Raw genomic sequence first — 11,961 nt, forward strand, 5'->3', positions numbered from 1 at the left:
AAAACCTTCCAATATAAATTCGGAGGGTTATTTGTAATGCTTAGATTCTAGTATAGCAGTATTTTTTCAAGCTTCTAATGAAAAATGTTGACAAGATATTAGCTGGTTTAGTTGAGCAGGCTGTTGATTATCCCGGCAGTAATTCAATGTAGTGCTAATTTCTTTATAATCCTTTATGTTCTTGTCACTGACTTTTGACAAGAACATATATCGTTAAAAAGAAAAAAAGCCGCAACCACGCGGCTTTCGTTGTATATGTTCTTGTTGTCCGACAACAGTTGTGACTAGGAATTGCCATCGGCCTCTCGCCTGGGAAGGACCCAGTTATGGCGAGGGAAGTGGCAGGTGTAACCGCTCGGATAGCGCTCCAGATAGTCCTGGTGCTCCGGCTCTGCTTCCCAGAAATCGCCAACAGGCGTCACTTCGGTGACGACCTTGCCCGGCCACAGATCCGACGCGTTCACGTCGGCGATCGTCTCTTCCGCCACCTTTCTCTCCTCGTCGCTCGCATAGTAGATCGCAGAACGGTAGCTTGTGCCGATATCGTTGCCCTGACGGTTCCGCGTTGTAGGATCGTGGATTTGAAAAAAATACTCCAAGATGCGACGGTAACTCGTCTCCGCTGTATCGAAGACGATTTCGATCCCCTCCGCATGAGTGCCATGGTTGCGATAGGTCGCGTTCGGAGTGTCACCGCCAGTATAGCCGACGCGAGTCGAGACGACGCCCGGAAGCTTGCGGATCAAGTCTTGCATTCCCCAGAAGCATCCCCCAGCGAGTACAGCACGCTGATGCATGTTAAACCTCCTCAACCAGATCAAGATATTTGCCGAAGCTCTCGCTCTCTATGTCGTCGCGATAAACGATCGGCATCGTGAAATCATCAACCATTATACCCGCGGTATGCGTGACTCAAACCTATTGTTTTATTGTTCAACCAAGCCGTACAATTGCTGCGTCCGGACTTACCAGATCAGGGAGTCATGAAGTTTGTTTGCATAATGGTGCGATCATGTCCGGCAGCCTTCATGTTTGTGCTATCGTACCCGTTAGTCTAACGATGTATGTCAGTTGAGAACTGTCCAAACCGGGCGGGAAGGGCGGGTCATTGAAAGAACGGAAGCCGCGTTGTCCGCGCAAGCTTCCGCCCCGGTCTTCCGGACGATTATCTCAAGTAACGATTTCGGATGACCCCCATGTGATGAAGTTCGTGTCCTGCGATGCCGTACGCGAGGGCGCGCGCCGTAATGCTTACGCCGTTGGCAGTGCCCTTACGGGACCACGCCTCCGCCGGTAACCCGCGCAACAGCGTGATCGTCGATTGCCTTACCGCCCGATAGTCTTCGGCCGATTGCGCGATTGTCCAGCTTTCGAAAGGAGGCATGAATAATTCCTGGTCGAATCCGGGCAGTGGCGTCTGGTCTCCTCTTGCGAACCGGAGCAGGCGGTAGGTCATGACGCGTTCCCCGTCCGCGATGTGGCCCACGACTTCCTTCAGCGTCCATTTCCCTTCCGCATACCGATACGCGCCCTGGCTTTCGGACAAAGATGTTAGCAGCTCGGTCATTTGCTTTTCCTGGGCAAGCAGAATGTCGATGATGTTGCCTTCCGGCACCAACCGGATATACTCGCCGGAGTCCCCAGCGTATTCTTCTTCTGACGGTCTTTGGTTCATGTGTAGTCACCTCTCTATGGAGATAGAAATTATAGCTCTTCATAACTTTAGAAGCATATTGTTGCCATGCCTAGATTAATGCATTAGTTTGAAGTGTTTTGGCAGACGTTCAAGTATCGTTTCCCGATAGCTTAACGGTATATATGGATTTGTCCCCCATTAGTAAGGCATCCGGCGTAGTCAAGAACTTGTTCAATGCTGACATATTGCCACGGCTGGAACCAAAACTGTCCCATTTTGTTAAACACAAATCGATCCGTTACAGCGTATGCAGCGTGAATAGCGGCCCCTTTTGAATCTTCCCAAACGAGAACATCATGGGGTCTAAGACGTCCGCAGTGCGACAACTGAGATATTTCTTCAGCTTTGGTTAAGCCTTCTTTCATCAAGAAGTCAAAGAACTGTTCAATATTGAGCCACTTCTCAATTAAATCACTCGACCCAAGATATGCTCCTGCAGCTGCAGAAAAGCAATTCGCACCGCTTGCTAACGGGAACGTTGATATATGCTTCTTTATGACCTGTTCACTATGCTTGGGGATGTTATCGCATTTCACTTCCAGTCCATCTATCCGTTCTACCCTTTCGTTGAGCCACTTCAAAAGCCATTTCACTTTTATATCAGTGGACAGTAACGTCCAGGCACTATATGTAAGAATGATGCAATCATCACTTGCTTTATGACTTTTCTTTAAACTCTCAAGACAGTCGGCACTTATATCCCTCACCCAATCGAACGTGAATATTTGCCCGCGTCCTAGATTGGCTTGATGTTCAAAGAGTTTGACCTGAAGCGATCGGTCTCTCAAGGTATCCACTTCAAGATATACAATGGACGCTGTTGCCGGAACTCCCCAGTGGCGATAATTGGCACCGTACTCACCGACAAAACGATCTGCTACCTCAGCGAACTGTGCCCTAGTATAAACCTGAAAGCCCAATGAGTTGAGTTGGTCCAGGAGATCACTATTGCCATCAATATAGAAAGGTTCTTGCTTTGGAAAAAACGTGTCCATCCACAAATTCATTTGGTCTGAGGTAATATTGCAGCCACAAGACTCGAACATGTTTATTTCCCCTTTACGCTAGTATCGTCCTTATATTCGGGCTGTTGAAATATAAACCTGCCCGTTAACGTAATGAAGCCACCTATCGTGCCGGTAGCTTCATCATAGTTATTTCCCAGTTAACGTAACCATGATATCTTTGATCGAACGTACATTGATAAATCCACTAAAACCTTTTCTACAACTTCTATCGTCAGATTGTATTCATTTCCATTAATATACTTTTGCACGTTTTCAAGCGCATAGAGATTTGTATATGTTTCAAGGAATTTTCTAAGGACATCCTGTTTGCCGAACAAATATTCTTTATGAACTTCCCAAATAAATAATCTAAGCTCATATAATAGGGTGTTGATAGTCGCATCAATTGTTCTTGCTTCTTCAGGACGTAAATCAATAAAATTGGTTCTTAACCACGGATAAAAACTACGAGCATATGACTTAAAGTCCTCATCACTCGGTTCAGGAATACCCTTTAGGTCGAAATCACCTTTAAGGCGTAGTATTTCAGGAACTAACTCCCTGGTAGGATCATATGGAGGCAGAAGCTCTTGCTCCTCAATAAATACCGCTCCAAACTCTTTGGGAATGCCATACTTATTGCCAAACAATGCAGCTGTTCTTTTGATGAGCATTTTCTGCACTTCCGAACAATCGGCTTCTACAATTACTACCGTGTCAATATCACTTTTCCCTGGTCTATAATTCCCACCCGCTAATGAACCAATGACAACAACGGCTTTTAGCTGGTCATTTAATATATTAGAGGCTTCAAATGCAAACTCCCTCGCTATTTCCCAGGCTGCATTCTCACTAATCACTACTAGCACCACCTAATTTAATTACGCCATCGTTTCCTTATGTCTTCGATCATTCAAAGGCAATACCTGCTCTTACGCAAATCTGCCCATTAACGTAATGAAGCCACCAATCGTGCCGGCAGCATCGTCATAGGTGTGTATTGAGCTATCGTTTCCAGTTAGCTTAATCTCCTCAGCCAAGTTTAATGCTGAGCTTTCAGCGCCCTTCCCAAGAAATATCTTGTGATAGAATCCTGACCTTTCCCACATCATCAGAACCCATAAGTATAAACTCGATACTCCCATTTTCAGCATTTAATTTTACCTCAAGAATTTCATTACTGTTAATCAAAAACGATGGTGGTTCAATTTGAAGTGATTCTACAACACTAAATGTCATTATTCCTTCCTGTATTTCGGGCTCGGAAGTATCATGATGTTTTTGTCTCCACTGACATAATCCCAGCTTTACTTGAACCTTTTTCTCATCGAGCAAGTATTCAATTTGCTCTACAATGCTATCGTGTAAGTCGTAAGTTTCCAATAACTCTTTTGGCTTAACCATAATCGCCTCCTACAGTACGATGCTGTGTAGAAACATTTGGCTAAAAACAATCCTTGCCTTGTTCTGAACTAACGTGCCCGTTAGTTCAATGTCATGACTTATGCCCCGAAACAGTTTGTTCTATTAGGGAAAAGAAGCAAGTCGTCTGAATTTATTCGAAGCCCTGAATTTATAACTCCCATCTTACTCGCGGTTTTTTCTGGTACGATAACTCCTCCTTTTAAGATGTCATCTTTAGTAAGCGAATCAACATAGAGCATGCCAGAGACCTCTTCTCCGACCAACGCCATATCAAATGGATATATTGAATACACTTTTTTCGCGATCTCAGAAAACACCGTTTCGAGCTCTTGCAGATATGAATTTTTCTCGGGGATAAGTGGATAAGAAACAGAATAATTCTTTTCTAACATTCCTGAGGGAATACAAAAATCCAGCCAATCAGAACCGTCTTCCTCTCGGACAGTTAATGACAAGCAACCGAGCATCGTAGAGTCAGACACTTTCAAAATACCATACAGATAATTCGAGAAAATCTCATCTGAAACTGAGCCAAAATCGGTAGATCCTTTTCCAACATTCTCTTTCTCTAAGCAAGGACCAATCAGATAATTAAATGACCATAATGCGTGAATACAGTCTGTCAGTACCTTATCAGTTAACTTATTTCTAAATTGAATGGCTAATTCAAAATAGCTGCCGTTCCAATCCTCGTCTATATACTGTTCCATACGGTTAGCCACCTTTACAGTGTGTTCTGTAGGCAGTAAATTATCATACTAATAGTTCCCGTTTGTTTAACACTAGACATAGATTCAATCATTATTCGGTTCGAAATTGGTAGTTTCGATTCGATTAATAATATCCTCAAGCTCTTCTATTTTACCCTGATTTTGATGACGAATAGGCGCAATTAAAAAAATGAGTTTTTTCTTTTTCAAAAATGATAATCGGTTTCGTAAATAAGTTAACAGTTCATTATTGTCCATTACAGAACTACCACCTCCATTATAGCGGCTCATTTAGAGGTTATTCGTTAGCTTATGGAATTATCCTGCCCGTTAACGTAATGAAGCCACCGATTCGTGCCGGCAGCTTCATCATTGGTGTGTATTGAGCTATAGTTTCCCGTTAGCTTAAAAAGGAGCTCCTGCTTGCACTTAACAAAAATCCTTTAATTGAGTTCATTGATATTCCACTATGAAACCTTCTAATTTCAAACAATGGCCATCCTTCAACATGTTTTACTTTTGCTAAATAAGTTCGGTTTCCTTTATATTGCTCATTCAAAAAACCTTGATATGCATTAAGTCTTTCTTGAGGATCGCCTTTCATTATTTGGTGAATATTTTTTTCATAGAAGGTACATGCCTTATCCGCCCATGAAATTAGTTCGCTTCGGGGTGTTGTTGCACATCGTATTTCATCTTTACCTTTATAGTAAAAGGTGCTGTCACTAATATCATATTCAGACATAAATAAAAGATTTAATAAGCTCCAAAAATATTCCGCCTCATGTTTTATGTCCCATCCTGAACAATACTTAGGATGTAGCGTAACATGAGTAGAAATAAACCCCGCATAAAGTAAATTCAGATCCTTAATTTTCTTAAAGGAATCGGGAATTAGTTTTTCACTTCCTACAAAAGTAACCACGTCATCCGTAAGTATAATTTGTTTAATATCAGTGATTTTTTCTTTTTTAAGGTTTATGAATGTATCTGTCGAACAACTAAATTTATCTGTTATTACTACTTCTCCGCTTAGATTTGTATTTATTTGTTTGAAGTCTGATAACAATTTACATACAACTTCCTCAAAGGTTTGAAAACCATCTATAACTTCATCAAAACGATCCAATGTGTAAGGAGGAGACGTGACTTCTATTAAAGCATTGGTATACTCGGGGTGTATCTCCCAGCCTTTGCGAAACAAATCGTCCACTTTCTTCACTAGATGTTCAGGAATATCCGACTTAGACATTATTTTATCTATTATCGGTTGTGATGCTAATAAGTAACTAATGAAGTCACGTTCTTTATAAACGATTGCATATTCTTTTTCGATTCCGAACTCAAACTTACCAGGAACAATTTTCATTGTGCTCAATAACTCCCACAGTTTTTCTACGTCCCAGAAATGTCGCCTTCCTTCAATTATCCTTCCGTGTTTATGCTTCATTCGTGAAAGTGACTCTTCTACAATAATCACCTCAGTTTTCATAATAATCAATGGCAGCATAAAACCAGTTACTTGGTTATTCTGGATTTATATTCCTTTTTCCTGCTGTTGCGGTATCCTGCCCGTTCAACAGTAAGCCATCCGTCGAAGTCTAGCGTTCGTATCCTTCACAGAAAACAGGCATGTTTTTCTTATTCGACGCTGTGTTCTCATACTGCCCGTTGCTTCAACGCAAAATGGCAGCTGGTTATCTGGCCGGCTGCCATCTGTTGCATTGAGCTAAAGTGTCCCGTTAGTGCAACGAAGGTTTCGCTGCTCCAAATAAGCTTGTATGACACTGCTACCTTTTGAAACATCTAAACCTATTGCCAAAGCTTGCAATGCGGATCAGTCATTGACTAATCCGCATTTGTTTTGTCTAAGATTATAATCATTTCTGCCGTTACTTGATGATTGTGATTTAAACTTCCTCCCGATCTAAACCCGCTCCAGCCGCAATATCCAATCCTCTTGATCTGGTGTATAAGCCCGCCACATCATACCACTGCCATATCCATGGTACTCGCCCGCAGCCGGGCTCCATTCGCCATTCCTTGGGTTCATCCACTTTCCTTCAAATTTCGAGCCGTCTTGCTTATCCCCGAGAATCATAACCATAATCGGTGTAGCTACCTGACCACCAGTGCAGTAGATGACATACTGGGACTGCAGAATAGCCGCGCAATACACATTGCTATCTATCGTCGTGCTCGCCCATTCCGGATGCGGTTCCAACTGCTGCCAATTCACCGATTCCATGAGTGTTCGAACATGCTTCATCTGGCCTGAGCCGGGTAAATGCAAGTCATGCGTCCACAGATCCGGTCGGAAAAAGTCTGTCCACTTCTCCTGCTGCTCGCCATTATAGAGCGACCAGATGCCATGTGCGCCATATGTTTGTCCAATACAACCTTGAAGTAGAGGCACATAAGTCGCGAATCGGATCGACTTCTCGTGAATCCTACCATCCTCCAACACGCAATTCGGATGGTTCTCGTACCACGATTCACTCATGATCGTCGGCTTTGGCGGCTCCATGTGATAATCAATATAAGGCAGCTCTGCCATAAAATTTTTGAACCCGAGTACATGCCCGACTTGGATTAAGTTGAAGTCATACCATTCCTCTGCATGGTAATGGCGGCTTCCGCTGTGCGGCGCGATGGAATGAACGGAGGTCGGATGATCGTACGGATCATAGCAGTGAATTTCCTGCCCTAGCACACGCCACCCTTCGACGTCGTCCGTGAACAAATATTCACCAGCCGGTGACCATATCACATTGCAGGCAGCATACCGTGCGATGATGTAGCGAAGATAGCGCTTGGCGTCATCTCTCTTTATCCCCTGCAGTTCCTGTCCCCACATAGCCATCAGGCAAGGTACAAAGCCCTCCTCCAAAATCAGTTGGATTCGCTGATCCAAGTAACGGAAATAGGAAGGATTAATGCGGGAGTACCGCTCCAAATACGGGGCTCCGCCCTCGTTCAGGAAGTATTCAGGATCGTATCTCACATAGCTCGGCGTATCTTCACCATACTTATCCCCGGTTGGATGCCCAACGACCATCTGAATGACATTAAACCCTTTTCTCTTGCGGTCATCTAAGTAGGTAGGCAGTGTGACTTCCACATCGCAGCGCAGCGTATGTGCAGACCATAAAGTATCGCCCATCCAATAGAAAGGTGTGCCATCCGCATATTCGAACGAACGACCTGCATCATGCACACGGATGAAACCTCGTCGGTTCGGATTCGCAAGCAGCTCCCCCTCGTGCCATACGCCGGCTATCACGGTGCCTTGCTGCCCATGCAGCCCGCTGTCTGTTTGCATCGAACAAACGGTAGTGTACCGCCACTCACCGATTGCAGTCGGCGCGAATCGAATCTTCCATTGGTTATTCCCATCCCAATAACCAGGAATGATAAGTTCCTGCCGATCAGAGCTTTCAAATCGAGCATATAGCACTACATCCAAAAACGGATTTTGATAGCTCCCTTCTGCCATGAAGGTAAGCTCTACATATTCCCACAATTTCGTCTCTATTATTAGATCCATACACCATCACCCTCCCGATTGTTAAAAATCCAGCCAACTACTAATAATCTTGTCATCATTGTAATTCAGGCACTTCAATGAAAATAGTAAATAAACTGAGGAAATTTACCGCAATCCATAGATTTATTTCCACAAAAGTGGATACGCAAGAAAAAACTAGGATTGCATGCAAAAATCCCCTAGCTAATCATCAGATACCGTTAAATTTCCGAAAATTGTAGGGTATTGGTCATCAAGATCAGAGTGCTAGGATTTAGGAAGCACGAAATGAATGCGCATACATTTCGAAAGGCAGGTGGAGTAGCCAGCCCTAAAGCAGGTCGCTTTCCAACTATAAGGAGGGATATGAATGAGTATGATGTTATCCACAGCAAGACCAGACAGGAGATCGCTTTGGTTACTAGCGTTCGCGCTTCTGTTCGGAACTTTATCTGCGGCGTTCGGTCCGATCTCACCCATGCACACGGCGTCAGCTGCTGGTGCGGTTTATTACGTCGGAGGCACCGGCGCTTCCGACAGTAATCCCGGCAGCTCCTCTCAACCATTCGCAACGATCCAGAAAGCCTCAACCATGGCAACAGCCGGAGACACGGTTAGAATCCGCAGCGGCACTTACCGAGAAACGATAACCCCTACGAACTCTGGAACTTCCGGCAATCCGATCGTGTACGAGCCGGACGGTGATGCCGTCGTAACGGTTAGCGGTACGGATACAGCCGATGGTGGCTGGACAGCTCATAGCGGCAGCATCTATAAGAAAACGATCACGATGACGAATGGCTACAACGCCAACATGACGAACAATTCGACGCTCATGGCGAACCAGGTATTCGTGAATGGTCAAATGATGATCGAAGCCCGTTGGCCGAACCTTCCGGATTCGAACGACTTGCTGAACCGCAACGACTATCGAAGTGCCACGATCGGCACTTGGTCGACTACGGGTTCGCAGACGTTAAACGATTCAGGCATTCCAAGCATCACTGGCGGCTGGGCGGGCGGCACGATTTGGGTGAACGGCTGGTTCATTTCTCAAACCCGTAATATTACCGCCCATTCCGGCTCAACGCTCACGTTATCCGGAGATCTCATCGGGGCAGACTTCCGTAAGTATTATTACTTGACCGGCAAGCTCGGGGCGCTCGACTCAGCCAAAGAGTTTTTCTATGATGGCTCCCAGCTTTATCTATGGGCCCCCAGCGGCGGGAGTCCGACGAATGTCGAAGTAAAGAAACGCAATTATGCTTTCGAGCTGAGCGGCAAATCCTATATTACAATCCGTAAGCTCAAGCTGTTCGCGGCAACGATTAATACCAATACATCCAGCACGAACATATCGCTGGACGAATTGAATGCGAAGTATATCAATCACAGTGTCACGTTGACGGATTCCGACGTGATCTACACCCACACGGGTCAAAGCGATACGACAGTAGGCTCGACAGGCATTCGCTTGCTAGGTGCAAACAGCAGGATCGAGGACAGTGAAATTTCGTTCAGTTCAGGCCATGGCGTCTACCTCGGACCAAATTCTACCGCGCATAACAATCTGATTCACGATATCGATTACGAAGGCTCTTACACGGCAGGCATTGCGCCAGTCAACGGGACCGACGGACAAACGATTACGAACAATACGATTTACCGGACCGGACGATCGAGTGTTGATCTGCTAAACAGCAAGAACGTCACGATCGCGTACAACAATCTGTACGATTTCGGCATGAACAATATCGATTTAGGCGCTATTTATTCCGCAAGGAATGCCGATACGACCGGCTTGCACATCCATCATAACTGGATTCACGACTTGAAAGCGCCAACGAACGGCTACGGTTTACAGACAGGCATCTACTTCGACCAGAATTCCGGTCCGTCGCGAATCGACCATAACGTTGTTTATTTCGCGAATAGCGGGCCCGGCGTCGGGGATCTCTACGTGCAGCACACCGCCGAACGAACCTTTTCTCACGAAGTCTACAATAATACGTTCGCTACCCTGGGAGGCTACACGTCGTACAAGAACGAGAATTCAGCTTCGCCGACGACGTTTGACGTCATGAAGAACAATATTTTCCAGAACGTTTTCCACTATACCTATATCGAATATACCCCCTCCGGCACAAACTCGCTCTACAGGACAACGGATCCCTTGTTCTCGGGAAGCGGATCGGACAGTCTCGCCTTCCGTCTGCAGAGCAGTTCTCCGGCTAAGGATACCGGAGCGATCGTCTCTGGCGTTACGGGCAGTTACGTCGGCAGCGCACCGGATATCGGGGCTTACGAATACGGGGGGACGGATTGGGTGACGGGATACGTTGCTCCATCAGGCTCAGGTGGCGGAGGAAGCCCGCTCCATATCGAGGCTGAATCCTATAACGCGATGAGCGGCATCACGAATCCCGGAACAACCGTGGAAAGCACCGACGCCGGGGACTATGTTCGCTATAACGGCGTCAATCTGGGCAGCGGTTACACGACATTCACCGCCAGGTACTCCCGCGGAAATACCGGCAGCGGCAGCGCCGAGATTCGCTTGGACAGCACGACGGGAACACTTGTCGGCACGCTCACAACGAACTATACCGGCAGCTGGGCCACGTTCACAACGGGCACGGCCAGCTTGACCGGGGCCAGCGGCACGCATGATGTCTTCATCGTATTCCCTGCCGGCTCCGGTACCGGTAATGGTAACTTGGACTGGTTTGAATTCAGCGGTACCACTTCACCGCCGCCAACTCAAACGAAATACGAAGCCGAAAGCGCATCCCTCTCGGGCAATATTGCGACGGCTACCAATCACACAGGCTACTCCGGCTCCAGCTTCGTCGCCAACTATTGGGCTACGGGCGACAGTGTTACCTTTACGGTCAACGCCGCGAGTGCTGGTAATAAAGACGTGACGTTCCGATATGCGAATGGCCAGACGGCAGCTAGAACGCTCAGTATTTATCTGAACGGGACGAAGATCCGTCAATCGAGTTTCCCGAACCTCTCAAACTGGGATACCTGGGGCGACAAGGTCGAAACCCTTAACTTGAACGCGGGCAGCAATACGATCGCGCTGAAGTTCGACAGCGGCGATAACGGTATCATTAATTTGGATTATTTGTCGCTGCCGGCCTCCACGCCGACAACGACGAAGTTCGAAGCGGAGAGCGCCTCCTACTCGGGCAGCGTCGCGACAGCCACTAACCATACGGGCTATTCCGGCTCCGGATTCGCCGCTAATTTCTGGGCGGCGGGCGATGCTGTCACATTCACAGTCAATGCCGCAAGTGCCGGCAGCAAAGACGTGACGCTCCGATACGCGAATGGCCAAACATCGGCTAGAACGCTGAGTATTTACGTTAACGGGACGAAGATCAGACAGACCAGTCTATCCAATCTAGCAAACTGGGACACATGGGGCGATAAGATCGAAACACTTAATTTGAACGCAGGAAGCAATACAATCGCTCTGAAATTCGACAGCGGCGATACCGGCGTCGTAAACGTGGACTTTATTTCCCTAACAAATTAAACGATCTAAGAATGAAGAGCAAGGAACCGTTAACTCGGTTCCCTGCTCTTTTT

10 protein-coding genes are annotated in these 11,961 nt (G+C 46.2%); 1 reads left to right on the forward strand and 9 read right to left on the reverse strand.

The genetic code is table 11. The features are described 5' to 3' along the window. Positions 1–284: 284 nt before the first annotated feature. The 9 genes from msrA to AC0YN4_RS31715 form a co-directional block, all read right to left on the reverse strand. Entirely contained in the window at positions 285–812 is a 528-nt protein-coding gene (gene msrA / locus AC0YN4_RS31675) for a peptide-methionine (S)-S-oxide reductase MsrA (protein ID WP_475837635.1), read from the reverse strand. A gap of 353 nt (positions 813–1,165) precedes the next feature. Beyond that, a complete protein-coding gene (locus AC0YN4_RS31680; RefSeq protein WP_475837636.1) occupies positions 1,166–1,675 on the reverse strand; it encodes a DinB family protein in 510 nt (169 codons plus the stop codon). A gap of 131 nt (positions 1,676–1,806) precedes the next feature. Then, the gene (locus AC0YN4_RS31685; RefSeq protein WP_475837637.1) at positions 1,807–2,742 is read right to left on the reverse strand and encodes a hypothetical protein; all 936 of its coding nucleotides are present in this window, start codon (positions 2,740–2,742) and stop codon (positions 1,807–1,809) included. A 119-nt stretch (positions 2,743–2,861) separates the two neighbouring features. Beyond that, positions 2,862–3,563, reverse strand: a complete 702-nt coding sequence (locus tag AC0YN4_RS31690; protein WP_475837638.1) for a nucleotidyltransferase domain-containing protein — start codon at positions 3,561–3,563, stop codon at positions 2,862–2,864. Between the two features lie 196 nt (positions 3,564–3,759). Further along, complete coding sequence (locus AC0YN4_RS31695; RefSeq protein WP_475837639.1) at positions 3,760–4,107, reverse strand: hypothetical protein; 348 nt, start codon at positions 4,105–4,107, stop codon at positions 3,760–3,762. A gap of 98 nt (positions 4,108–4,205) precedes the next feature. After that, the gene (locus tag AC0YN4_RS31700) at positions 4,206–4,838 is read right to left on the reverse strand and encodes a hypothetical protein (RefSeq protein WP_475837640.1); all 633 of its coding nucleotides are present in this window, start codon (positions 4,836–4,838) and stop codon (positions 4,206–4,208) included. 84 nt (positions 4,839–4,922) lie between these two features. Continuing rightward, positions 4,923–5,129 (reverse strand): hypothetical protein, encoded by a 207-nt coding sequence (locus tag AC0YN4_RS31705; RefSeq protein WP_475837641.1) that lies wholly within the window; start codon positions 5,127–5,129, stop codon positions 4,923–4,925. A 109-nt stretch (positions 5,130–5,238) separates the two neighbouring features. Then, positions 5,239–6,330, reverse strand: coding sequence for a hypothetical protein (locus AC0YN4_RS31710; protein ID WP_475837642.1), 1,092 nt, complete (start codon positions 6,328–6,330; stop codon positions 5,239–5,241). A gap of 435 nt (positions 6,331–6,765) precedes the next feature. Then, complete coding sequence (locus tag AC0YN4_RS31715) at positions 6,766–8,385, reverse strand: glycoside hydrolase family 140 protein (protein ID WP_475837643.1); 1,620 nt, start codon at positions 8,383–8,385, stop codon at positions 6,766–6,768. A 349-nt stretch (positions 8,386–8,734) separates the two neighbouring features. Between AC0YN4_RS31715 and AC0YN4_RS31720 the strand changes: the two genes are divergently transcribed. Next, complete coding sequence (locus AC0YN4_RS31720; RefSeq protein ID WP_475837644.1) at positions 8,735–11,908, forward strand: carbohydrate-binding protein; 3,174 nt, start codon at positions 8,735–8,737, stop codon at positions 11,906–11,908. The last annotated feature ends 53 nt before the right edge of the window (positions 11,909–11,961 follow it).

This window comes from Paenibacillus sp. J22R3, assembly GCF_056269305.1.

What these genes read in the sequence shown, in the direction of transcription:
- AC0YN4_RS31680 (WP_475837636.1), bottom strand. Translation starts at nt 1,675, where the DNA reads ATGAACCAAAGACCGTCAGAAGAAGAATACGCTGGGGACTCCGGCGAG.
- AC0YN4_RS31685 (WP_475837637.1), bottom strand. Translation starts at nt 2,742, where the DNA reads ATGTTCGAGTCTTGTGGCTGCAATATTACCTCAGACCAAATGAATTTG.
- AC0YN4_RS31700 (WP_475837640.1), bottom strand. Translation starts at nt 4,838, where the DNA reads ATGGAACAGTATATAGACGAGGATTGGAACGGCAGCTATTTTGAATTA.
- AC0YN4_RS31710 (WP_475837642.1), bottom strand. Translation starts at nt 6,330, where the DNA reads ATGAAAACTGAGGTGATTATTGTAGAAGAGTCACTTTCACGAATGAAG.
- AC0YN4_RS31715 (WP_475837643.1), bottom strand. Translation starts at nt 8,385, where the DNA reads ATGGATCTAATAATAGAGACGAAATTGTGGGAATATGTAGAGCTTACC.
- AC0YN4_RS31720 (WP_475837644.1), top strand. Translation starts at nt 8,735, where the DNA reads ATGAGTATGATGTTATCCACAGCAAGACCAGACAGGAGATCGCTTTGG.
- AC0YN4_RS31705 (WP_475837641.1), bottom strand. Translation starts at nt 5,129, where the DNA reads ATGAGCCGCTATAATGGAGGTGGTAGTTCTGTAATGGACAATAATGAA.
- AC0YN4_RS31695 (WP_475837639.1), bottom strand. Translation starts at nt 4,107, where the DNA reads ATGGTTAAGCCAAAAGAGTTATTGGAAACTTACGACTTACACGATAGC.